Source organism: Bacillus sp. CD3-5, from assembly GCF_006349665.1.
GTDB lineage: Bacteria > Bacillota > Bacilli > Bacillales > Bacillaceae_G > Bacillus_A > Bacillus_A paranthracis.
Genome location: NZ_VEPX01000001.1, coordinates 444,877 through 469,642 on the forward strand (window position 1 = coordinate 444,877; position 24,766 = coordinate 469,642).

At 34.5% G+C, this 24,766-nt stretch carries 25 protein-coding genes and 1 pseudogene; 23 read left to right on the forward strand and 3 right to left on the reverse strand.

Annotated elements, in window-relative coordinates; all coding sequences use genetic code 11:
- Positions 1 to 23 precede the first annotated feature (23 nt).
- Positions 24 to 476: an NUDIX hydrolase gene (locus FH036_RS02265; protein ID WP_139895263.1), complete on the reverse strand. Its 453-nt coding sequence runs from the start codon at positions 474 to 476 to the stop codon at positions 24 to 26.
- 96 nt (positions 477 to 572) lie between these two features.
- On the opposite strand from FH036_RS02265, the gene FH036_RS02270 reads away from it, so the two are divergent.
- The 10 genes from FH036_RS02270 (at position 573) to FH036_RS02315 (ending at position 8,738) form a co-directional block, all read left to right on the forward strand.
- Positions 573 to 980: a DUF3980 domain-containing protein gene (locus FH036_RS02270; protein ID WP_139895264.1), complete on the forward strand. Its 408-nt coding sequence runs from the start codon at positions 573 to 575 to the stop codon at positions 978 to 980.
- Between the two features lie 17 nt (positions 981 to 997).
- The gene (locus tag FH036_RS02275) at positions 998 to 1,468 is read left to right on the forward strand and encodes a GNAT family N-acetyltransferase (protein WP_139895265.1); all 471 of its coding nucleotides are present in this window, start codon (positions 998 to 1,000) and stop codon (positions 1,466 to 1,468) included.
- Between the two features lie 48 nt (positions 1,469 to 1,516).
- On the forward strand, positions 1,517 to 2,407 hold the full coding sequence (locus FH036_RS02280; protein WP_139895266.1) for an AraC family transcriptional regulator: 891 nt from the start codon (positions 1,517 to 1,519) through the stop codon (positions 2,405 to 2,407).
- 24 nt (positions 2,408 to 2,431) lie between these two features.
- The gene (locus tag FH036_RS02285) at positions 2,432 to 3,379 is read left to right on the forward strand and encodes a serine hydrolase domain-containing protein (RefSeq protein ID WP_139895267.1); all 948 of its coding nucleotides are present in this window, start codon (positions 2,432 to 2,434) and stop codon (positions 3,377 to 3,379) included.
- Between the two features lie 208 nt (positions 3,380 to 3,587).
- Positions 3,588 to 3,956 carry a hypothetical protein gene (locus FH036_RS02290; RefSeq protein ID WP_044792955.1) on the forward strand — a complete coding sequence of 123 codons (369 nt, stop codon included), beginning with the start codon at positions 3,588 to 3,590 and terminating at the stop codon, positions 3,954 to 3,956.
- A 65-nt stretch (positions 3,957 to 4,021) separates the two neighbouring features.
- Positions 4,022 to 5,107, forward strand: a complete 1,086-nt coding sequence (locus tag FH036_RS02295; protein WP_139895268.1) for an FtsX-like permease family protein — start codon at positions 4,022 to 4,024, stop codon at positions 5,105 to 5,107.
- Between the two features lie 2 nt (positions 5,108 to 5,109).
- Complete coding sequence (locus FH036_RS02300) at positions 5,110 to 6,375, forward strand: ABC transporter permease (protein ID WP_180358368.1); 1,266 nt, start codon at positions 5,110 to 5,112, stop codon at positions 6,373 to 6,375.
- Entirely contained in the window at positions 6,375 to 7,040 is a 666-nt protein-coding gene (locus FH036_RS02305) for an ABC transporter ATP-binding protein (protein WP_044792950.1), read from the forward strand. Before FH036_RS02300 ends, FH036_RS02305 begins: the two co-directional genes overlap by 1 nt.
- A 187-nt stretch (positions 7,041 to 7,227) precedes the next feature.
- On the forward strand, positions 7,228 to 8,253 hold the full coding sequence (locus tag FH036_RS02310) for an SDR family oxidoreductase (protein WP_139895269.1): 1,026 nt from the start codon (positions 7,228 to 7,230) through the stop codon (positions 8,251 to 8,253).
- A gap of 53 nt (positions 8,254 to 8,306) precedes the next feature.
- Complete coding sequence (locus tag FH036_RS02315; protein ID WP_044792948.1) at positions 8,307 to 8,738, forward strand: SMI1/KNR4 family protein; 432 nt, start codon at positions 8,307 to 8,309, stop codon at positions 8,736 to 8,738.
- A gap of 63 nt (positions 8,739 to 8,801) precedes the next feature.
- Here the strand turns inward: FH036_RS02315 and FH036_RS02320 are convergent.
- Positions 8,802 to 9,048: pseudogene (locus FH036_RS02320) on the reverse strand (DUF4240 domain-containing protein); the annotation flags it as partial.
- A 157-nt stretch (positions 9,049 to 9,205) separates the two neighbouring features.
- Between FH036_RS02320 and FH036_RS02325 the strand changes: the two are divergent.
- Both FH036_RS02325 and FH036_RS02330 read left to right on the forward strand, forming a co-directional pair.
- Positions 9,206 to 9,673, forward strand: coding sequence for an NUDIX hydrolase (locus tag FH036_RS02325; protein WP_044792947.1), 468 nt, complete (start codon positions 9,206 to 9,208; stop codon positions 9,671 to 9,673).
- On the forward strand, positions 9,674 to 10,345 hold the full coding sequence (locus FH036_RS02330) for an alpha/beta hydrolase (protein WP_139895270.1): 672 nt from the start codon (positions 9,674 to 9,676) through the stop codon (positions 10,343 to 10,345). It begins immediately after the preceding gene.
- Between the two features lie 63 nt (positions 10,346 to 10,408).
- Here the strand turns inward: FH036_RS02330 and FH036_RS02335 are convergent, their stop codons facing one another.
- Positions 10,409 to 12,100, reverse strand: coding sequence for an amidohydrolase (locus tag FH036_RS02335; RefSeq protein WP_180358373.1), 1,692 nt, complete (start codon positions 12,098 to 12,100; stop codon positions 10,409 to 10,411).
- Positions 12,101 to 12,421: 321 nt separating this feature from the next.
- Here FH036_RS02335 and FH036_RS02340 point away from each other — a divergent pair, with 321 nt between their 5' ends.
- From FH036_RS02340 to FH036_RS02390, 11 genes are all read left to right on the forward strand, one after another.
- Positions 12,422 to 13,780: an MFS transporter gene (locus FH036_RS02340; protein WP_138321770.1), complete on the forward strand. Its 1,359-nt coding sequence runs from the start codon at positions 12,422 to 12,424 to the stop codon at positions 13,778 to 13,780.
- A gap of 129 nt (positions 13,781 to 13,909) precedes the next feature.
- Complete coding sequence (locus FH036_RS02345) at positions 13,910 to 16,114, forward strand: helix-turn-helix domain-containing protein (RefSeq protein ID WP_138321772.1); 2,205 nt, start codon at positions 13,910 to 13,912, stop codon at positions 16,112 to 16,114.
- 112 nt (positions 16,115 to 16,226) lie between these two features.
- Entirely contained in the window at positions 16,227 to 17,048 is an 822-nt protein-coding gene (locus tag FH036_RS02350; RefSeq protein ID WP_044792940.1) for a MerR family transcriptional regulator, read from the forward strand.
- A 226-nt stretch (positions 17,049 to 17,274) separates the two neighbouring features.
- Positions 17,275 to 17,577 (forward strand): PTS sugar transporter subunit IIB, encoded by a 303-nt coding sequence (locus FH036_RS02355; RefSeq protein ID WP_044792939.1) that lies wholly within the window; start codon positions 17,275 to 17,277, stop codon positions 17,575 to 17,577.
- A gap of 101 nt (positions 17,578 to 17,678) precedes the next feature.
- Positions 17,679 to 18,461, forward strand: coding sequence for a histidine phosphatase family protein (locus FH036_RS02360; protein ID WP_044792938.1), 783 nt, complete (start codon positions 17,679 to 17,681; stop codon positions 18,459 to 18,461).
- A gap of 33 nt (positions 18,462 to 18,494) precedes the next feature.
- Positions 18,495 to 19,793: a PTS sugar transporter subunit IIC gene (locus tag FH036_RS02365; RefSeq protein WP_044792936.1), complete on the forward strand. Its 1,299-nt coding sequence runs from the start codon at positions 18,495 to 18,497 to the stop codon at positions 19,791 to 19,793.
- A gap of 114 nt (positions 19,794 to 19,907) precedes the next feature.
- Positions 19,908 to 20,228, forward strand: coding sequence for a PTS sugar transporter subunit IIA (locus FH036_RS02370; RefSeq protein WP_000437094.1), 321 nt, complete (start codon positions 19,908 to 19,910; stop codon positions 20,226 to 20,228).
- A 43-nt stretch (positions 20,229 to 20,271) separates the two neighbouring features.
- Positions 20,272 to 21,657 (forward strand): glycoside hydrolase family 1 protein, encoded by a 1,386-nt coding sequence (locus FH036_RS02375; RefSeq protein WP_139895271.1) that lies wholly within the window; start codon positions 20,272 to 20,274, stop codon positions 21,655 to 21,657.
- Positions 21,658 to 21,903: 246 nt separating this feature from the next.
- Positions 21,904 to 22,758, forward strand: a complete 855-nt coding sequence (locus FH036_RS02380; protein WP_044792932.1) for a 3-hydroxyacyl-CoA dehydrogenase family protein — start codon at positions 21,904 to 21,906, stop codon at positions 22,756 to 22,758.
- An 18-nt stretch (positions 22,759 to 22,776) separates the two neighbouring features.
- Positions 22,777 to 23,556, forward strand: a complete 780-nt coding sequence (locus FH036_RS02385; RefSeq protein ID WP_044792930.1) for an enoyl-CoA hydratase/isomerase family protein — start codon at positions 22,777 to 22,779, stop codon at positions 23,554 to 23,556.
- 15 nt (positions 23,557 to 23,571) lie between these two features.
- Positions 23,572 to 24,750 (forward strand): acetyl-CoA C-acetyltransferase, encoded by a 1,179-nt coding sequence (locus FH036_RS02390; RefSeq protein WP_139895272.1) that lies wholly within the window; start codon positions 23,572 to 23,574, stop codon positions 24,748 to 24,750.
- Positions 24,751 to 24,766 lie beyond the last annotated feature (16 nt).

Below are 24,766 nucleotides of genomic sequence, written 5' to 3' on the forward strand. Positions count from 1 at the left end.
GATCTCTTTCATATAGAAGGGGATCATTTTTGTTTTCGTAATAAAAGGGCTTGTTCAACGGCCCATTTTTGATAATCATGAAGGAGAAGCTCTACAGTAAATAAGGGAGACATCCACTGTAAAACATGATCCTCCTCACAGTTTTCAGTTTGTTTCTGAGCCATGTTCGCAATATAAAAGAACCCATCATTTAAATAATATGTATCTTCCTTTTCAGCATAAAAATATCGCATTGCATTACCGATATATTGATCAATTTCAATCGCCCATCCTATTTCCTCTAGTAGTTCACGGTGCACACATTCTTCTTTAGTTTCATTACCTTCGATACCGCCACCAGGTAAAAAGTAACGGTCTCCTTTTTGGATAACAGCAATCATTGAAGAAGACGAATGGAAAATAATCACATAACAACTAGGTCTTAATACATAATGAACGGTACGTTTTTTCCAGCCAAACGTGAGTTTTGAAATCATAAAACACGACCTTTCTCTATAAAATACATAAAAGGGATATTAAGGTAAATGTAGAATTATATAAGTATAATCTTAATAGATTGGAGTGGTAACACCATGATAAATCGAAAATGTTCAAGGTGTAAAGAAATAACAGGTACGTTGCACGGTGGTAAAAAAATAAAGGAAGAATTTCTGTGTGAAGACTGTTTGCAAAAAGGAATTGCGAGCGGGGAAATCGAATTATCACAAGTGGAGCAAGAACAAACTTCGTATCTTTCTATAAAAATATTAAAAATAATGAGCGTAATTTATTTAATAGGATCAATTTTAATGGCTTTTTCAACCGGTCCATTTATACATAATATAGGATTTGATGAAATGTCCATTTCAGGATCAGAATTAGGTTTAATAAGTATCGTTATGTTAGGTTCTTTATTCCAGTCTGTTCTTGTATTTTGCGGAATATGGGTATTCATCCTATTAGTAGAAACAGTCATTAAAATTTATGAAAAAATGAAGTGAGTGAGAGGGAGAAACGTATGCGAGTAAGAAACATCCAAGGGGAAGATTATGTAAAGATTCATTCTGTTTTAAATGATTGGTGGGGCGGGAGAGACATGGCTGCCATGTTGCCAAAATTGTTTTTCGTTCACTTTCAAGAAACGAGTTTTATCATTGAAGAAGATGGCGAAACGTTAGGTTTCTTATGCGGGTTCTTTTCGCAAACGCATAAAGAGGAAGCGTACGTTCATTTTATCGGGGTAAATCCGAAGTATAGAAGAAGAGGAATCGCATCGACATTGTATTCTTATTTCTTTGATGTCGCTCGTGCAAATAACCGTAAAGTTGTGAAAGCAATCACATCACCAGTTAATAAAAAATCGATACAGTTTCATAAGGAGATTGGCTTTCAAATTGAGGCTGGGGATGATGAGATAGAGGGTGTATCGGTACATACAAATTATGACGGGAATGGCGGTAGTAGAGTTTTATTTTTGAAACATGTGTAAAAGTAGGCTAGCACAAAGTTAGCCTTTTTGTTGTGAGGAGCTAGAAGTATGGAGAGTAAACAAAATAGAAATGAGTATTTACAGCGCATATACAAAGTACAAAATTATATAGAATCACACATAAATGATTCACTTTCAATTGAAGAGCTAGCCGATGTAGCAGGATTTTCAAAGTTTCATTTTCATCGGATTTTTAAAGGAACAGTAGACGAGCCGTTATCTCGGTATGTGAATCGCTTGAAGTTAGAAAGGGCAACAAATCTACTTACATATCGCCCGGATATGACGATTACGGATATCGCTTACCATTTTGGTTTCACAGATTCAGCAGTTTTCTCTCGGACATTTAAAAGTTATTACGGTGTAAGTCCGTCTCAATATCGAAACCATAATAGCAAGAATTGCAAAGACGTAAGGGGAATTACTCAATACAATGAATGTAAGAAGGTTCGAGGTAATGTTGAAATTGTAACAGCGGATAATATAAACGTCGCATACATAAGACATACAGGTACATACGAAGAGTTAACTATAGCTTTTCCAGAAATGATAGAGAAACTATTTCATTACGCATCTGAGCAAAACTATCATGTATTTGAGGATACGAAAGTATTAACCATTTACCACGATCATCATGAATTTACTGAGGACTATCATTTAAGAACAAGTTTATGTATAACAATTCCAGATGAATCCGTAATAGAAACGAACGACATAGGAATAATGATAATACCTTCAGGCAAGTATGCAGTAGGACATTTTGAAATATTCCAAGATGAATATAAGGGAGCGTGGGACTTTATATATGGTGAGTGGCTGCCAAATAGCGGATATAAACCGAGAGACTCGTATCCTTTTGAAGTATATAGAAATGATTCGAAGCAGCATCCCGAACATAAACATATAGTTGATATATATGTACCTATCGAACCTTTTTAATTATAGGTTAAAGGGGAAGGAATAATGAAAACTGCTGAAAAGTTAGATCAGATTATAAAAGAAGAATATGAAAATATGAATGGTATGTTAGTAGTGCAGAAAGGTAATGTTATTTTTGAAAAATATTATAACGGTCACGGTCCAGATGATGCATTTCACATAGCGTCAGTCACAAAAACGATAATCTCTGCGCTAATTGGGATATGTATAGATAAGGGCTATATAAACAGCGTTGATCAAAGAGTAATAGAATTTTTCCCGGAATATAACGTTAATTCATCTGAAGTAACAGTAAGCCATCTTCTAACGATGACAGCTCCACATCCTTTCGTAGACTGGCAGGAACAGTTAGAAGAACTATGTACGCAACAAGATTGGATACAGTATACGTTAAATAGGATAGGAAAAGGCGGAGAAATTGGGGCTTTTAAATATTCATCTGCAGGAGCTCATTTATTATCAGCAATTATTACAAGCGTAACAGGAAAAAGTGCGCGTGAATTTGCGAATGAACAGCTATTTCAGCCACTCGGCATGAGAGAAATTCCAAACTACAATATGAAAGCGTTTGGATTTGATGACTTATTCGGAAAAGATGTAAAAGGATGGGTTCATGATCCAAATGGTATTTCGGCAGGCGGCTGGGGACTAGCGTTAACAGTTAAAGATATGGTTAAGTTTGGACAGCTGTATTTGAATGAAGGTAATCATAATGGAAAACAAATACTATCAAAATCATGGATAAAAGAATCGACAGAAATGAACCAAAATCAATATGGTTACTTATGGTGGTTACGAGAAGAAGATGGAATCTTTTCATACTGTGCAATGGGTGATGGTGGGAATATGATTTGTTGTATTCCAGAGAAGGAATTGGTAGTGGTGATTGCGTCTGAAATTATACCGAATGTACGGGATAGATGGGAATTGATTGTGAAATATATTCTTCCTTATATACGGTCAAATAAATAATTTTAGTAAAAAGATGGTGTGAATTGGAGTTTCATACCATCTTTTTGTTTTATGACGAAAAGTTCAGGGGAATGTAAGAGTTGTGTGAAAAAATGTAAATATTAGGTTTTAACGGTATAGGTTTATTTTTTTTTAAGTATAATGAGGACAAGGCCTAAAAATACTTAAATATTTAAGTGAATATTTTAAAAAGGGAGATTAAGGATATATGAAAAGCTTACTTCAAAAAACTTTAGCTGTTACAGGACTAACTGCTTCTTTATTAGGTATGGTTTCTTCCGTTTCATTTGCTTCGATTAGTTGGGATAATAATGCAACGTGGACAGGAAGTGGAGCAAAAGCTAAGGCAACTGCCTATACTGCGAAAAAGAACGAACCTCATTTTTACAAGATGACTGTAAGAGCTAGCTTTGATGATGGGACTTCTAAAGAGTTAGCATTATATGATGCTAAAACTTCAGATCGTATAAACGTTAGCGTTGCATCCAAAGGACCGGTGACCAGAGGTTATTCGGGTCATGAATGGATAATGGTAGGGGATAGTGCGTACACTTCTAAGGAAATGGTAATTAAATAAAAATCAACAAAAACCGTGAAAAAGGATAAATACCTTTTTCACGTTTTTTTAAATAAGGAGGATATATGAATCTAGTATTAAAAGAAATAGTGGTGAACAAAACAATATTCATTATGCTATTTATTGGATTTGTATTGACAATATGGCCAATCCTGATCGCAATGTCGACGCGAGATTATTATGATGAGAAATTTTATGATAGTAAAAATGGTTATTTTAATTATTACTATTCAGTTCAACTTACTAATATGGGGGAAATCGATTTCGAACAATTTCAGACGTTAATAGAATCTGATTTTAAAAACGCTAGTGTTATTACAAATGATATTCGTATTACTATTCCGGATATCGGCCACGTAATAATGAATGGTCTCCTTAATAAAAATTGGTCTCCACCTTTACTAAAAGGTTCTCAGATGGGACAAGATGAAAAAAATAGTGTAATAGTGGGGAAGAAAATTTATAAGGATATGGCAACAATAAAATTATTTAATAAGGAATATACAGTTAAAGGCGTAGCTGGAGAAAATACTGGATATGAGTATAATATTAAAATTTTCGTCTCTCTAAATGACATGCCAGATGAGGTGAAACAGATGATACAAAAAGATAATACATTCCAAATGATTGTTCGTTCTAATGAAAACCCTATCAAGGAAATAGAAACTTTCATACAGCATATGAAACAGAACAATAAAGATATAAATGCCAAAGTGATTAGTGAAAAAGAGAACTATGAAAAGGAAAAAAACTCAAGTGAAGCCGTAGAAGAGTTACTCAGTTTTCCATATAGGCTTTTATGTATAGCTTTCATTACCAGTATAATAGTAAGTTATTATTGGATTTATACGAAGAAAAAAAGTTTGTCGTTGAGGAAAGCTTTGGGAGCAAGTAATATAAATCTTTTTATTTTTATATTTAGTCAATTATTTTTATGTGCAATCACTGCATCAGCCTGTGCAATATGCATACAATGGATTTTTAGCATTTTGAGTGGAAATATTATAGAGTTTACAAGTTATAGTATGAGTTTACAGTCTACTCATATTGTAATGTGTGTATTTCTTTCACTTACTATACCTTTCATCCTCTCTGTCATACCATTTGTATATGTGCTTAAAAGTGAACCTGCTAAAGCATTAAAGGAGTAAAAATGATGAGAATAAAAAGTGCGTTCATAGCATTAAAAAAGAGATTTCTATTTTCCGTACTTCTTCTAATACAAATTACATTTGGATTAGCAACTCTAACAAGTTCAATTAATGTATTTTATAATTTACACCATCTAAACGATAAATCCAGCTCGGTATTAAATGTGGATAAAACATATTTAGTTACTTTTGAAATGACGACAGATAGATTACAAAGCAATCAATTCAATAAAGAGGAAATTCAAGCGGTTTATAATACAATTCATCAAAATAAAGATGTGATTTCGTATGGTACATACGAGGAGCGAATTATTGAAATAGAGTCAAGTAATAGACCATTTCAAAACAGTATGATTACTGATTTGAAACATAAAACGTTTCACGATGAAAGACCTACTATTAAAACAATTTTTGTAGATGAAAACTACTATAAAATGTTACGTTTACCTTTAAAACCTGAAGAAGGTTTCTCGCATGATGACTTTCAAAAAAATAGTGAAGAAAAAACAAAAGTTTTAATGGGTTCTTACTTTAAGAAATATTTTCAAGTTGGGGATACAATTAATAATCAATATACAATTACAGGCTTTTTGCCAGAAAATAAATTTATCGTAAATAATAATACGACGAACACATATTTGAAGTTGGATTACGCAATGATACTACCTATGTCATTTGATAGATTTCAAAAATATGAAGCAATGTTTTTAAGACTACATCAAAGTACAGCTTTATATTTACAAAAAGGTGCAGATGTAAAGAAACTAGAAGAATCAATTCAACTTAAAGGAAACGGCGGTACGTTTCATTTAAAAAGTTTAGGTGATGAAATAAATGAAGATGTTACTCTTAACGGCTATTCGGAAATACCTCAACTTATAGTAGGAATCTTATTCATTGTATTCTCGATCGTCGGAATTGTAGTAACGACCATTGTTTCTATCTTGATGAGAAAGCGGGAATTTGGTATAAAAATAGCTTTTGGCGAAAGTAAATTTGGTATGTTTATTCAAATTGTTTTAGAGAACATTATTGTAGCAATAACTGGCTTAGGAATGTCAATAGCTTACTTTTCATGGAGGTATGGGGTTCTATTACAAATGTCGAAGGATTTAAAGGAAGCAACGGTATTAGACTTTAAATTGGATATGCCTATATTGTTTTTAGTATTCCTATTCTTATTATTGATCATTGTTGTCTCGAATGTAATTGTCTTTTTATTTATTAGAAAGCTTGAACCGAAAACATTAATAGGAGGGATGGAATAATGAGTTTGATTGTGCTAAAAGATATTAAAAAGGTGTATAGTAACAAGAATCATAAAACGTTTGCGTTAAATGGTATAAATTTAACGATAAACAAAGGTGAAATCATCGCTGTAATGGGTCGGTCAGGTTCAGGGAAAAGTACTCTATTAAATGTTATCGGGTTAATTGATATACCAAATGCGGGTGAATATACGTTAAATGGAAAATCATTAACTGAAATTAGAGCAAATAAAGTTCATAAAACAAGAAATGAAATGATTGGATTTATATTTCAATATTTTGCATTGTTAAAAGAACATACTGTACTGGATAATGTAGTGCTACCACTCACATATAGAAAGCTAAAGCAACGGGAAAGAAAAATTAAGGCGAAGTTGTATTTAGAAAAAGTAGGTTTAAAAGAACATATGTATAAAACACCGGACGAGCTATCAGGTGGACAACAGCAGCGCGTCGCAATTGCAAGAGCGTTAGTAGGTGAACCAGAATTAATATTGGCTGACGAACCGACCGGAAATTTAGATAGAAAAACAGGAGAAGAAATTATGAATTTACTATTACAACTGAATGAAGAAGGACGAACAATTATTATTGTAACGCATGATATGGAAGTAGCGAATAAGTGTAATAGAATTATTGAGTTAGTTGATGGAGAGATTGTGTAAAGGTAAAGAATGACCGGTAATAATTATATATTATTTTAGAAACCATGATGATTAACTTTTCAAAATGGTTTCTTTTTATTTTACAGAACTAAAAATATAGTGAAAATCTGCATCCCACCCGTAACTTTCCGTAGCAAAAAATCGTTTAACAAAAGAAAGGGTTTTTAATGATGAATGGGGGAGAACCATGAAAATTCTAATACTAGGTGGTACACGATTTTTAGGAAGAGCATTTGTAGAAAAGGCTTTGAACAGAGGGCATGAAGTTACATTATTTAACCGCGGAACGAATAAAGAAATTTTTCCTGAAGTGGAGCAGCTTATCGGTGACAGAAATGGTGATGTATCAAGTTTAGAAAATCGAAAATGGGATGTTGTCGTAGATACATGTGGGTTTTCTCCACATCACATTAGAAATGTTGGAGAAGTGATTAAAGATAATATTGAACACTATATATTCATCTCAAGCCTTTCCGTATATAAAGATTGGATTCCGCATCATATAAAAGAAGACTATATATTACAACCTGAACCGACGGCTGAGCAAATAAAGGCTGTAGAAAATGGTGAAGTATCTCCTTATGAGTATTACGGTGCGCTGAAAGTATTGTGTGAAAAAGAAGCAGAGAAGTATTGGCCGGGGCGTGTTTTACACGTAAGAGCAGGACTTCTTTCAGGGATATTTGATTATACAGATCGGCTTCCATACTGGATTGGGCGTGTAGCAAAGGGAGGAGAAGTTTTAGTTCCAGGAAGAAAGGAACGTCCAGTGCAGATAGTTGATATAAAAGACGTCGCAAACTGGGGATTAAACATGGCAGAAAACAATAAAACAGGTACATTCAATGTAACAGGTCCAAATTATGAATTAACGATGGAAGAGCTATTAAATACTTGTAAAAAGGTTACGAATAGTGATGCTGCATTCGTTTGGGTAGAGGAATCGTTTATGAATGAACATAAAGTGCAGCCTTGGACAGAGATGCCTTTATGGCTTCCTGAAACTTTTTCATTAGAAGGTGAGACGAAGCCGTGGAAAGGTGGTTTTTCTATTAATATTGAAAGTGCTGTGAAAGAAGGGCTTACTTTTAGAAGGTTAGAACATACAGTTACAGATGTGTATGAGTGGATGAAGAGTGCGGATGAATGGGAATTAAAAGCAGGTATTTCAGGGGGAAGAGAGAAGAGGTTGTTAGAAAAGTGGTATCAATAAATTTAGATGAGCTTTTTGAATATACTTGATTGCACATAAGGAGGAGAAAAGCTATGTGGAAAAACACCATTCGCAGTATTTCACCAAACTTAAGTTTCAAAAATCCAGCTACAGAGGATGAACTCACTGAAGTTCAAAAAAATTTGCAGGTGGAGTTTCCAAATGATTTATATCAATTATTACAGGAAACAAACGGTGTAGAAGGTGAGTATGGGGACTTTATATGGTCTGCTTCCAAAATTAAAACTGAAAATATGAATATGAGAAATATAGTTGATTTCAAGGACTTATATATGCCTTTTGACTGTTTATTATTTATTGCTGATGGCGGAAATGGTGATTTGTTTGGTTATTCCATTTTGAACGGAATCGTTCAAAGGGATGATATATATGTATGGAATCATGAGAATGATAGTAGAACTTGGGTTGCTCCTTCGTTAGAAACGTTTATGAAGTGGTGGGAAAGCGGGAAGATAACTATTTAAACATAGTGTCATGAAAAACGCCTTGTTACGAAAGAAACAAGGCGTTTTTGGCAATTAACTAATCTAACACTCTATCGGTTCTTCCCAATACATTTTCCATAACTTAGGAAACATCTTTTTTAATCCTTCTTCGTCACTAGTCTTCTCTATATACTTCTTGTCCGAAATATAGCGTGAGTTCTTCGATTTCAGGAACATCATCCTCACTCAAATTTTCTAATACAGAAATTAATCGTTCTGGATCATTAATACATGCTTCATACGTTTCTTTTCCTTAATACAGTAACCAACCACTGTGCATTGTGATTGTAACATATGTATATATACCTGTAATGAAAAGATAAGTATAATTACCAGAATGTTCAAAATCAATTGAATGAAATAGAAAAATTTAGTAATCTTATTTGTACAGCACATACACAATAGTTTTATAGCGATTTTTAAATAAAATATAGGAGGCAATCGGTGTGGATCTAACATTTAAAGTAGAGGAAACATGTTTTAATTATCGCGTCGGAGCAATTTGTAAACAGGATAATAAAATACTCATTCTGCAAGGTGACGGTGAAGATTTTTGGTACGTACCAGGCGGAAGAGTGAAAATGCTAGAAAATAGTGAAGAAGCGTTAAAAAGAGAACTTGCGGAAGAGTTAGCCGTTCCTATTGAGATAAGGCGATTAATATGGTCAGTAGAAAATTTCTTTACACTTTCTGAACGAAAGTTTCATGAAATTAGTTTTTACTATGAAGTAGAGCTGAAACAATTACCTGCAAATGGGGCAGAAGAATATATTTTGGAAGAAGAAGATAGAACGTATTTCTTTAAGTGGGTACCGGTAGAAGAGTTAGATACATATAACTTACAGCCAGCGTTTATTAAAGAGAAAGTAAAGGATGTATTCGTTCACACAGAACATATCGTTTTACAAAAATAAATGTATGCGGAGGGGAAAACGGTGAAGGGGACAAAAAAAGAGATTCATATAGACAGCAAAGTAATTCCATATACACATATTGAAAAAGGTTCTAATACAGTATGCTTTATGTTCTCAGGCTCAGGATACAATTACGATAAACCATTACTTTATTATGCGACGATGTTAATGCTCGAAAATAAAATAGATGTAGTACATATTCATTATTCTTATGACGACCAAGTAATGAATAAACCAATGGAAGAAATAACGAAAGTAATGATGGATGATATTCATCCTATAATGAAGGAAGTATTAAAAGATAAGCAATATAATGATACGATGTTTTTAGGGAAATCACTTGGAACAATTCCGATTGCAAATGATTTAATGAAGAGAGAAGAATTTGCACAGTCAAAGGTGATACTACTTACACCTTTACTAACGTTTGATTCCATATTTGATTCGATCCTACATAGTCATCATGAAGGGCTATTAGTAATTGGAGATAAAGATCACCAATATAATGCAGATCAAATTGAGCGGTTACATAAAACGAATTTACAGATTGAAGTTGTCAAAAACGCTAACCATTCTGTAAATATTGGAGAATTTGAAACCAAAAATTCAATTGAAGCGATAGCAAATATAATGAAAAAGCTAGAAGAAACAGTGGGAAGCATTAGAGTCTAGTGGAATTACTATTGTTCAAATACATGAAAAAGAGGTGCATATTGCACCTCTTTTTTGTTGGAATTAACGGAAATCTGTCTGGCGAAATGTTTCTTTCCCTTCTAATAAAGTTAGTAAGATTTTTGTTTTATGAATATCATGTTTTGGGATTTTAAATAAGTTTTTATCTAATACAACGAGATCAGCTTTTTTGCCAACTTTAATAGAACCAGTTTCTTTCTCTAAGAAATTTGCATAGGCTCCATTTATGGTATAGCTCTTGATCATCTCTGCTACGCTCACTTTTTCTTTTGGATTCAAAACGTGTTGTGAAGTTGTATCTTGTAAATTTGTACGAGTCACTCCCATTTGAATACCGGCTAGCGGGGAGAAGTATGGGCCTTGTGTAATCGGATAGTCACTAGAAGAAGCCATTACAACGCCTTTATTCATAAAACTTTTCATAGGGTATTGCTCATTTGCACGCTCTTCTCCTAGTAAATCAACGGCTTGTGAAAAGTATTCACCGTCTTTAAGAAACCAAGATGGCTGCGGAACACCGATGACACCTAAATCTTTAAAACGATTTATATCATTTTCTTTTACTAATTGTAGATGTGTAATTTTATGGCGACTATCTCGTTTTCCATTTTGTTCTTGAGCAAACGCTAATGTATTTAACGTTTCCGTTGTTGCAGCATCACCGATAGAGTGGATATGAACTTGGAATTTCTCTTTGTCTAATGTTTGAACCATTTGTTTAAATGCTGTTTTCTCCCAAACTGGAACGCCATAATAGTCTGGCTTGTTGTTATAAGGCTCATGTAAATAGGCAGTTCCGCCTTCAAGAACACCATCCATAAATAACTTGATCGTATTCATTTTGACAAGTGGACCTTGTAATTTTGCACGTTGCTCTTTTACATAGGGAATACGCTCCAGACCTTCATTTGGTTGTATCGTTAACGCAATGTTATGTCTAATAGATAATGCTTGTTCTTTTTCAAGTGTGGTTAGTGCTTCAATGACAGTATCCTGCTGCGGGACAATGACATCATTTACTTGTGTATATCCATTACTCGCCGCTAGCTGTTGAAATGTTTTTAAGCCTTCTTTAAATTGTTCCGTATTATACTTCGGTAATTTGTCTAATACAAGATTTGTAGCGGTATCACGAAGTGTACCGGACGGTTCACCGTTTTCATTACGTTCAATTACGCCGCTGTTTGGATTGGGAGTATCTTTTGTAATGCCTGCTATTTCAAGTGCTTTAGAATTTACCCAAATGGAATGATAATCCTCTGAAAGTAAAGCAACGGGAATATCTTTTACAACAGCATCTAATAATTCTTTTGTGGGGCCTGTTGATGAGAATAGTGTATTGCTCCAACCAGCTCCGTGAATAACCTTTAAATCGGTATGTTCTTCCCTATATTTTTCTACTGCCTGAATGTATTCATCAACAGTTCTCACGTTTATTAAGTCAACAGAGTAAAGAGAATTTACAGTTTCGGAAGCGTGTAGATGGCTATCAACAAATCCTGGAAGTAACATCTTTCCCTTTAAATCAATGACTTTTGTATTCTTATTTTTATATTTTTTCGCACCTTTTGAATTACCTACATACACAATCTTTCCGTTTTTAATGGCTACCGCTTCTGCCCAAGGTTGTTGTGGTTCTACTGTATAGACATTCCCGTTAATAAAAATAGTGTCGGCTAGTTTTGAGGCATCTTTCTTTGCTTGGTCATCAAATCCTACTAACATAAACAGCATAGTGAGACAAATGAAACTAGAAATGAACTTTTTCAATGTATCAACTCCAATTTTGTATGATTTGTATTTGTTTCTCTACTTCAACTATAGAGGTTCGCTAGTGGGAATTTTAATTCCTATGAAGGAAAGTCCGCTATTTGTAGGAATATTACTTTTCTTTTTCCTATAAAAAGCGGATAACTATTTTTAATAGCAGTTATTACAATTTAAATACGGAAAATTCAGAAAAATATTTAGAAACTTAGAAAGGGGATAATTGGAAGTGTTTACTAATGTTGAAGAAAAAGATAGGGAGAATACCCATATAAGGAGGCTATTAAGATGAAATCGATTAACCCAATGAATGTAATAGACGAGAGTCGTATTCATTCCATGCATATTTGGTTAATATTTTGGTTATTTATCGTAATTGCATTTGATGGATATGATGTTGTTATTTATGGAGCAGCAGTACCATCGCTTATTAAAGAGTGGGGGATATCGGATGTTACAGCAGGGGCAATTGGTAGTTATACAGTTATAGGAACAGCAATTGGTGCTATTTTCTTCGGTTTATTAGCTGATAAAATAGGTCGTAAAAATATTATCCTATTAACTACAATCTTATTTAGTCTATTTACATTTCTATCTGGCTTTGCGAATGATCCTGTCATGTTTACGATTTTCCGTGTTATCGCTGGTGTTGGGCTTGGCGGAGTTATGCCGAATGTAATTGCTATTGCAACAGAATTTTCACCGAAACGAGTTCGGACTGCTATCGTATCTTTTATTTTTTGCGGATATTCAGTTGGGGCAATGGCAGCGGCTCTTACAAGTCGATCACTTTTAATGACAGCAGGATGGAAGCCTGTTTTTTGGTTAGCAGGAATTCCATTATTGTTTATCCCGTTTTTAATGAAAAGCATTCCTGAGTCTGTCGGTTTTCTTATAGCTAGAGGGAAAATAGAAGAAGCTAAAAAAGTAATAGCGAAAGTAAATCCAAAATTAAGTGGAGATGCGACATTTGAATTTATTAAACCGCCAACTAAAGAAGTTGGTTCTCCTGTTATTAAATTATTTGAGGAAAAGCGTGCGGTTAGTACAGTTATGTTTTGGATTTCATGTTTTAGTGCTTTCGTACTCATTTACTCTATGAACACATGGCTGCCACGTCTGATGATGCAGTCAGGATACGATCTTAAATCAAGTCTTTCCTTTACAGCTGTTATGCAAATTGGAGCTATTATTGGAACACTCATATTCGGTCCAATAGTGGATAAAGTCGGATTTAAAAAGGTACTTGTGCCGTTATTTTTCTGTGGAGCGATTGCATTATCACTTATCGGATTTGCAAATAGTATGTTTGTTGGATTTTTGTTAATTTCAGTAATCGGTGCTTCTTCAGTTGGACTTCAAAATATGTCCAATGCATTTGTTTCTCAATATTATCCTAATAATATGCGCTCAACAGCAGTAGGAAGCACAATGGCCTTTGGGCGTCTTGGAGGTGTTGTAGCTCCGACATTTGTAGGGGTACTACTTTCTATGCATTTCTTACCACAATATAATTTTGCTGCAATTGCGAGTGCTGCTGTAATTGGTGGTATAGCAATGTTATTTGTGAAAGAGGAACATGGAATGTATTATAAAGAGAAAAAAGGGATTACGAGTGGAGATAACAGCGTAACTACAGCAAAATAGTAAATAATCAATCCCGTAGATACATTTCTTCGGGATTTTTATGTACTTGTTGAATAATTTAAATATTTAGTTTGTTTTATGTGATCCTTCTTATACAATAGATAGAAAAGATGAAATGGGGGATGGGACATGTCTAGTAATAAGAGAGAGCGGTTAATGAAAAGAATCGAATATCATTTGCGAAATACATCACGTCAGCTTATTAAAATCGATACGGAAGAAGAGGCGCTTCAGTATTTAACTCATTCCTTTTGTTCAGAATTACATTGTGATTTCGTGGCCGTCATTTTTAATGAAGGAGGACAGTTTTTGCCAAAAGCGTGGAGTGGTAATTTAGTTTCGTTAGCTTCAGCGTTTCCGCTTCATTCTGATGAATGTTCTTCTAAGCTACAGTACCAAAGTATAACGGATCAAACGGCGGATTTACCAGAGGTGTGTCTTCTAACAGAAACATTGACTAGTGCTGGTGTGAAGACTTGGTTTACTGTCCCCTTAAAAGATGATATTCAGCATTTTGGTTTTTGTATTGTTGCCTTTTTAAGTCATGTGCCGCTTTTAGATATGGAAATCTCATTTGAAGAGTTCGGAAAAGATATAGCGGTAGCAATAGCAGTAGCAAGACAAAAAGAATTACAGTTGAAAAAGATTGAAGGGTTTGGATGGATTAGCAAAAATTTATCGCTAGATGTGCCGTTAGAAAATCATATGTATGAAGTAACATCTAAAGCGGGAATGGAAACAAATTCAAATTTTGCTTGTGTTTACTTGTATAACGAAACAGAAAACTGTTTTGTTTTTCAACCACCATCGTATGGAGATATGGAAAGACCAACCAAAATTATGGTGGAGGATAAATATGAATTAAAAGAGCACTTTCCATTTTTTGAAACGACTGGTGGTGCACAAATTACTGTTCCAATTGTTATTGATATGAAACCGATTGGTGTTTTACATGTGGAGAAGAAATGTGGAAGTTTATTTACTATGCCAGATGCAAAATCACTTGAAATGCTTGCGAATCACTTGGCTACTATATTAGATAATGCAAGATTATATAATGGTGAGAAAGAGCATAAGCAACGTCTTCATTTTCTATTAGATTATCAGCAAGCTTTATTAAAAGAAACGGTTGCAGATAATAACTTTGAAGGTATTACAACGATGCTTGGCAGTCTTTTTCAAGATACAGTATTTATTTTTGATAGATTTATGCAACCAATAGCGTTTCATGATGAAAAGGATAGTCGTTTAGCAGAACATTTAGCTGATTTGGCAAGAGAAGAGCGGAAAGACCAGCGAATTACTGATACTTTCCATATTTATGATCCGGATAATAGTAATTATTGTTTTTCGTTTTGGATTATAAATGGAGGCGGCAATTTTTTAGGATATTTAGCAGTGCGAAGATCGAGTGGGGGAATGGATGAATTTGATCAATTAACGGTTGATTTAGCACGAAATATTTGTTCCATCCAGTTTATAAAACAAAAGCTTGTTCTTGATACGAAAGAACAGATGAAAGATAGTTTTGTTAGTAAATTATTAACTGAAAAAATTGAGGACCGAGATAACATTTTGCAATATGCTAACTTGTATCAATGGAATCTTTTCAAAAAACATAGAATCGCTGTATTATCAATATCCCTCGATGAAAAAGAATTAAAAAAAGGGAACTTACTCGAACAACAGGCGAAAAAGTCACTAGTATGGGACTTAATTAAGACACGTCTTCCAGAACTAGGGACAGGCATTTTGGCAGTAACTCATAATGATGAACAACTATTAATTGTCCCAATTGAAAATGAGAAAAAGGCCACTCATCCATTTTGGGAATCGTTGTTTTTTAATATTGAAAAATGGATAAGCTCATCACCTATAGGTTGTCATGTTTTATTAGGTATTGGCGGTGTTACAAAACAATTGGAAGACTATTATATTAGTTATCAGCAAGCTATACAAACTTTAAATGTTTTAGATAACCGCTTTCGCAAGCAAGGGTTTGCACGATTTGAAGATTTAGGGTCATATGCCATATTGCATCACTTAAATCATTCAACAGCTGTAGACTTATTTATTAAAAAACAAATTGGACCGCTAATCGAATATTCAGAGGGGAAGAATATTGATTTATATCAAACATTACATGTGTTTTTACAAAACAATGGAAATGTAAAAAGTGCTGCAGAAGAACTTTTTATTCATCGAAGTTCGCTTTTATACAGACTTGAAAAAATAGAATCGCTCATTTCAGTTGATTTAAATCATGCTGAAGTGAGATTTAATTTAATGATGGCGTTAAAGCTTTATGATATGCATGGTGAAGTTGTACGGTAATAGAATTTTATCTCTTCAGTGATATTCTCTTTTTATTTTTATATAATTGTTTTTCAAAAATTGTTACACTATATAAGTATGTAAAGGAATTATACATTTGAAGGAGATATGCATGAAGAAATATAAAATAGGAGAAGTAGGGAAGGAATTTGGTGTCTCAATAGATGCTTTACGCTTTTATGAAAAGAAAGGGTTTCTAAAACCTCAAAAAGACAAAGATAACGGTTTTAGATTTTATACATATGAGGATTTCGGCGTATTTTTAGCAATTAGAAGCTTTAGACAAATGGGGTTTCATGTTAAAGAGATAGGATCTGTCTTTAACGGTTTAGAATACGATGACATCATAAAAAAATGTAATGATAAAATAGCTGAAAAGAATGAAGCGATAAAACAGTTAGAGATAGAAACAAAACAAATAAATGAATTTATAAACTTATTACAAGAATATAAACAAGAAGATAAACGATGGGTAATAAAGCAAACTGGGACATATTATTTTCTCAAACATGTTCACCTAAATGAAGGGGCATTATGTGAAAATCCACTATTAAAACAATGGTTAAATTATTTGCCAACAGTTTCCACAGCGCTGTGTATTCCACTTGAAGAATATAAAATGAAATATATAGAAAACAGTTATTGGGTAATGGCAATATCTGAATTAAAGATGAAAGAGTGCCAATTACCAATCGATGATTCAGTTTTTCAAATAGAAATGGGAGAGTGCTTGCATTATTTATATGAAAAAGATGTAAACGAACCGTTATCATCGTTAATATTAGATGAAGCATTCCAAATTATGCAGGAACAGGGATACTCACTTAATGGAGATATTTTATGTCGATACGTTTGTGAAACAAAGAGTCAAGACAAAACAGTTGAACATTATATTATTATGATACCTATTATGAAATTAAATGGTATAAAGTGATTTCGTAAATGTGAAGTCGAGAAGGAAATGAAAGAATGCATGTAATTGTTAGACACAGTCTACAGTTACATGCATTTTTTTATGAAACAAAATAAATGAATGAATTAATTAAATTAAGCTATTGACCCTAGTCTTAGACCATAGTTTATATTGAACCTATAAAGAAAGCGTTTGCAGGAATGAAACATATGCAAAGTGCTTAAAACAATTATTGGAGGTTTTTATTATGAGAAACATCGTACTTTTATGTAATGCAGGTATGTCTACAAGTATGTTAATGAATAAAATGAGAGGATATGCAGAGTCAGCGGGTTATAACTGTGAAATTAATGCTTATGCATTAACGGAAGCGAAAAATGTTGGACCGACAGCTGATGTAATCTTATTAGGACCACAAGTTCGATATGCGTTAAATACGGTGAAAAGCCAATTGCCAGAAAAGCATATTGAAGTAATTGATATGGCGGCTTACGGCATGTTAGATGGGAAAAAAGTAATGGAGCGAGTAAAAGATATTTTAGGAGACTGACAAACAACATTTTGACTGATTGAAGTGGCACTTGATGTTCAATCAGTCAAAAAACTTGATACATAATTCATTTAAGAAATGCCCCATAAGGAGATCCTACGATGAATAAAAAAATGGTATCGTTTTGCTTAGTAGCTTCTTTAACAACTTCATTAATTGGATGTTCAGCAAATGAAGACCAAAAAGTGAAAGAGAAAAAAGAAGAAAAGCCGGTTGAGTTTTATTTAGTAAGACATGGAAAAACCATGCTAAATACGACTGATAGAGTACAAGGTTGGGCTGATGCACCGCTTACAAAGGATGGCGTTGCAGTGGCAGAGTACCTTGGAAAAGGTTTGAAAGGTGTTAAGTTTGAAAAAGCATATAGTAGCGATAGTGGACGTGCTGTTGAAACAGCGAAAATTGTATTAGATCAAAGTGGAAATAAAGATAGGAATGTCAAACAAAGTAAAGATTTGCGTGAAGTGTGTTTCGGTGAGTTTGAAGGGGAGTTAAATCATACGTTCCGAGAAAAACTCGCACAAGCAAATAATATGACCTATGAACAATTTATGGATAATTTTGATATTGATATGATGCAAAAAACTGCAGCGAATATCGATCAAAGTAAACAGGCTGAAGATACTGAAACAGTCACAAAGAGAATGAAAAAAGAAGTTAATCAAATTGCAGAAGAAGTAGCAGAAGATGGCGGTGGTAAAGTTCTTGTCGTATCACATGGTATATCTTTAATGGACCTGTTATATTCCATATCACCTGAATCCTTAAATGAAGTGGAAGAAGGATTAGGAAATGCAAGTGTTTCAAAAGTTGTATATAAAGATGGGAAATATAAAGTTGAATCTGTAAATGATATGAGCTACGTAGAAAAAGGAAAAAAGTAAATCTATTAAAAGTCAGAAATATTGGAGGTAATTATGAACTTGTTAGAAGGGACTAAAAACGGACTAGAACGAATCATCACACCACTAACAAATTATCTCGGAAATAGTAAAGTAGTGAATGCTATTACATCAGGGATGATGATGACAATTCCTGTTACGATCGGTGTTACATTGTTTGCTATTTTAGGTAATCTACCATTTAAAGGGTGGAAAGAATTTTTAATTCAAATCGGTTTATATACGCATATGCAAGACATGATTAGTGCGACGCTTAGCTTGTTAGCAGTATATATGGTTGTTATTATCGCTTATTCTTACGTGAAAGAAGAAGGCATGAACGGAATGACAGCTGCTGTTATAGCATTAGGAAGTTTCTTATGCTTAATGCCGATGTCCATTAAGGTTGGAGAAGAACAAATTCCAGCTATTTTGAATCAATACCTAGGTAGTGATGGTATATTCGTTGCCATGTTTGTCGGCGTATTCACCGGTAAATTGTACTGTGCATTAAAAAGAAAAAATATTGGAGTGAAATTACCAGAATCGGTACCACCAATGGTAGCTGATGCGATTAACCCTGTATTTATTTCTATTATCATTTTCACGATCATCTTCTTTATTAGAGTAATATTTGGCTACACTCCTTATGAAAATATTTTTAACTTTGTAAGTCAAGTAATCTCGTTACCTGTAAAAGTAATTGGATCGTCTGTATGGTCAGTAATTGCGATCTTTACATTCATGAATATATGTTGGTTCTTCGGTTTACATCCAGCACCAATTATAAATGTATGGTATAGTGCGACGGCTCCATTATTTACAGCAGCAATTACAGCTTTCGCTTCAGGAACACCTTTTTCAGAAATTCCTTATTTAGCATTTACGTTAATGCATTTTGCAGTCGTTATTGGTGGAACAGGAAATACGTTAGGTTTAGCAATAAACCTGTTATTTGCGAAATCAGAGCAATATAAATCACTTGGGAAAATCGGTATTGTCCCAAATATCTTTAATATTAATGAGCCGATTGTATTTGGATTACCGCTTGTACTGAATCCAATTTACTTTATTCCATTAGTAGCATCTTCAATAGTCGGCGGGTTAATTGGTATCGTATTCCTTAAAATCACGGGGATCTTATCTAGCTTTAATCCACTTATTGAATTACCATGGGTAACACCAGCGCCATTTGCGGCTTATATTTCTGGTGGTTGGTTACTATTCATCATGACTGTTTTAATTATTATCTCTCAAATTATACTATACTATCCGTTCTTTAAAATGGGGGATAAGAAAGCTTATGAGGCAGAACAAGCTGCACAACAGCAATAATAATGTATCCCTCAAAAGTCTGGTTATTGCGGATTAGTAATCAGTGGGAATGAACAAAACTCCACTGATTGTTATTTTGATTTATAAAAATAAAATAATGTTAGGAGAATTGTAATGGAACAAAATGAATTAGTAGTATTTCAAATTATATCAGCGGTAGGTAGTGCACGATCTTCCTATATTGAAGCAATTCAAGAAGCTAAAATGGGTAACTTTGAACAAGCAAGGCAATTAATGAATGAGGGTAGTGAAACTTTCATTGAAGGCCATAGAGCACATGCTGGATTAATTAGTAGAGAAGCAGCGGGTGAAAAAGTGGAAGTAAGTTTATTGTTAGCACATGCAGAAGATCAATTAATGAGTGCAGAAGGATTTAAAATTATCGCGGAAGAGTTAATAAGTGTTTATGAAACATTTTTAGTGAAACAAGCTTAATAGAAACAAACTATAATACTATTTTTGAGAAGGAATGGTAAAAATGCTCAATAGTACATTTAAAAAAGACTTTTTATGGGGAGCTTCCACAAGTGCTTACCAAGTAGAAGGCGCCTATAATGAGGATGGAAAAGGCCTTTCTGTTCAAGATGTGAAAGTTATTCCAGAAGGTACGTCAGATTTTAAAGTTTGCAGTGATCATTATCATCATTTTAAAGAAGATGTGAAACTTTTTTCTGAATTAGGGTTAAAAGTATATCGTTTTTCAATAGCTTGGACTCGTATTCTTCCAAATGGTACAGGAGAAGTAAATGAAAAAGGGATTACATTCTATAGCAATCTTATTGATGAATTGCTGAAGCATGATATCGTACCGTTAGTAACGATGTATCATTTTGATTTACCGTATGAATTAGAGAAAAAGGGTGGATGGAGTAACCGTGCTACCATTAATGCATTTGTTACATATTGTGAAATCCTGTTTGAACGTTTTGGAGATCGAGTAAAGAATTGGTTAACAATTAATGAACAGAACATGATGATACTACATGGACAGGCTGTCGGGACATCGATAGTATCTCAAAAAGAGCTATATCAACAAAATCATCATATGCTTTTAGCAGAGGCAAAGGTAACAAACTTATGTCACGAGATGATATGTGATGCGAAAATTGGCCCAGCACCAAATATTAGTTATGTGTATCCGAAAACATGTAAGCCAAATGATATCATTGCAGCTCAAAATTGTAACGCAATTCGTAACTGGCTATATCTCGATATGGCTGTATATGGTAGATATAACACTATTGCGTGGAATTTCATGAAGAGCAAAAATATCGAGCCAGTCATTTTAGATGGAGATATGGAGATTTTAGCTAGTTCCAAACCAGATTATATTGCGTTTAACTATTATTCTTCTATTACTGTTAGCGAATACGATGAGAACTTTGTAATGGATGAAGCTGCTGATCAACAAATTGAAGTAGGTGAAGAAGGGTTCTTCATGGGTGACGATAACGAACATCTAGAATTAACTGATTTTGGTTGGGAGATTGACCCGATTGGCTTCCGAGTTACATTAAGAGAAGTGAATGATCGTTATAACTTGCCAATTATCGTTACAGAGAATGGGATAGGCGCATACGACAAAGTCAATGAAGATGGATCTGTACAAGATCATTACCGAATTGATTATTTGAAAAAACATATTGAACAGATGGAATTGGCAATTGCAGATGGAGTGGATGTAATTGGTTACTGTCCATGGGCGGCAATTGATTTAATTTCTACGCATCAAGGTTTCAGAAAAAGATATGGTTTTATTTATATAAATCGTGACGAAGACGATTTAAAAGATTTAAAAAGAATAAAAAAACAGAGCTTCTATTGGTATAAAGAAGTTATTTCATCAAATGGAAAAGAACGATAACATATAGATTCAAAATTCACATCATAGAGTGCGTACCTCAAGAAAAATTATTTACTTTGAGGTGCGCACTTTTTCTATGAAGAATAACTGTACCTTACAATAAAGCATTTGGAATCGAAATACATACCCTCAAAAAGTATGAAAGAAATATATGTATTTCCTACACTATGTATATACAAAAACTTTTTGGATATAGATATAATTTATTTACAGAATATTAAAAAAGTTACTTGAGGGGGTAGTAAAATGTCAATTCAAACAATTGGTATTGTCGGTGCAGGATCTATGGGTTCTGGCATTGCAAATTTAGCTGCATTACATGGATTTACAGTTATTTTACATGATATTGAAGAGCGTTATTTAGATCATGCCGTGCAACGTATGAATGGTTTTATGACAAAAAGTGTTACGAGAGGAAAAATGACGGACGAAGAGAAAGAAAAGGCGCTTGGCCGCATTCGACTCACTACATCATTAGAAGATATGAAAGATGCGGATGTAGTTATTGAAGCTGTGTTAGAGAAGTTAGATTTGAAGAGAGAAGTGTTTGCAGCTCTGGATCGAATCGTTCCAGAAGGGGTTATACTGGCAACAAATACTTCATCTATGTCGATAACAGAAATTGCTTCCGCAACGAATCGCCCAGAACGTGTAGCAGGTATGCATTTCTTTAATCCCGCACAACTTATGAAACTTGTAGAAGTTGTTCGTGGTTATCGAACGAGTGATGAAACAGTCGAAGAATTGAAAGCGTTATCTAAAAAACTTTTGAAAGAATCAGTTGAAGTGAAAAAAGATTCACCGGGGTTTATTGTAAATCGAATTATGATTCCGCAATTTATAGAGGCGATTAAATTGTTAGAAGATGGTGTAGCCTCAGCAGAAGATATTGATAAGGCTGTTACACTCGGTCTTAATTATCCGATGGGACCATTTGCACTCCAGGATTTTGCGGGTGTAGACATCGGATATCATGTGATGGAGTACTTCAAAGAAGAGTTAAATAATGATCAATACGCGCCGCCGCTTCTGTTAAAACAGTTAGTTAGAGCAGGTAGATATGGTAAAAAAACAGGCGCAGGTTTTTATGATTATGAATAAAGAATGGGGGATTCAGTTATGAATTATGAGTTTTTAATTTGTGAAATTGAAAATAGAGTTGCGATCGTTACGATTAATCGGCCACCTGTAAATCCGCTAAATACACAAGTGTTTCATGAACTTTCCCGACTGTTTGGTGAACTAGAGGAAAATGAAGACGTACGAGTAATCGTTCTGACAGGAAGCGGAAGGAAAGCATTTGTCGCAGGCGCTGATATTAATGAAATGGCAGCACTTGATCTTGTCGGTGTAAACAAAATGAATAAGACTTCACGAACGGTATTTAGCAAAATTGAAAATATGTCAAAACCAGTTATTGCTGCGATCAATGGATTAGCTCTTGGCGGTGGATTTGAACTCGCGCTAGCTTGTGATTTACGCATTAGTTCGGATCAAGCAAAATTCGCTTTTCCAGAAGTGGGACTTGGAATTATTCCTGGAGGCGGAGGTACACAGCGTCTACAAAAGATTGTCGGCCAAGGTATAGCGAAAGAATTACTCTATTTCGGAGATATGTTTGATGCGCAGCGTGCGTTCGATTTACATATTATCAACAAAGTAGTACCTGCAGAAGAGTTATTTGAATTTGCAAAGGAATGGGCGTATAAATTGGCTCAAAAACCACCAGTTGCACTTCAAATGTTAAAAACGGCGGTCAATGTAGGCAGTAATGCGGACCTTGAAACAGGCTTAATCATTGAAAGTACTTGTTTTGGTAATGCTTTCGCTACAGACGATCGTAAAGAAGGATTACAAGCATTCGTTGAAAAAAGAAAGCCAGTTTATTTAGGAAAGTAATGAGGTGAATGGGATATGAATGAAATTGTTTTATTAGAGGGAGCGCGGACGCCATTTGCTGAAATTTCAGGAGCATTTCGAGGAGTAAATGCAACAGAATTAGGGGCGATCGCCGCAAAGGAAGCGATACGAAAAGCTTCTATATCTGCAGAAGATATTAATCAAGTTGTATTTGGTAACGTTCAGCAGTCTAGTAAAGATGCACATTTATTAGCAAGGCATGTTGGTTTAAAAGCTGGAGCACCTATTCATGTCCCAGCTTTAACAATCAATCGTCTATGCGGAACTGGTGTTGAATCTATTTTAACAGCAGCTCGTTATATTCTTAGCGGGGAAGCAGAAGTTGCACTTGCCGGAGGGACGGAGAATATGAGCCAAGTACCACACGTAATTCCTGGCATGAGATGGGGAAGTCCACTTGGCGGTCCAGTAATAGAAGATTGGTTATGGGATGGTCTGTATGATACGTATGGTAAATGTACGATGGGAGAAACGGCTGAAAACTTAGCTGCAAAATATAATGTAACGAGAGAAGAAGTAGATCAGCATGCACTATCGAGTCATGAACGAGCTCTTTTAGCAAGGGAGAAAGGGTATTTCAAAGAAGAGATTGTTCCAGTAACAGTGAAAGGAAGAAAAGGAGAACAGGTCATTGAAGAAGATGAGCATATCCGTCATACGAGCCTAGAAAAACTGGCAAAGTTAAAACCACGTTTTGTGGAAAATGGTGTTGTAACTCCTGGTAGTGCAAGCGGAATGGTGGATGGTGCAGCGGCCGTTGTGTTAGCATCAAGTAATTTTGCAAATGATAGAGGATTAAATCCGATTGCAAAGCTCGTTTCTTGGGCTGTTGTAGGAGTTGAACCGAAGTATATGGGAATTGGTCCAGTTCCAGCAATTCAAAGTGCATTAGAAAAAGCAAATTTAACATTGGCCGACTTAGATTTGATTGAAATTAATGAAGCATTTTCAGCACAATACTTAGCTTGTCAAAAAGAATTAGGGTTCGATCTTAATAAAGCGAATGTAAATGGGGGAGCAATTGCGATTGGGCACCCACTTGCTGCGAGTGGAACGAGAATTTCTCTATCTTTAGTTTACGAATTAAGAAGAAGAAATAAAAAGTATGGAGTATCCGCTGTTTGTATTGGCGGGGGACAAGGAATTGCAGCAATTTGGGAAGCGTTGTACTAGGGAGAGAAACCAGGGA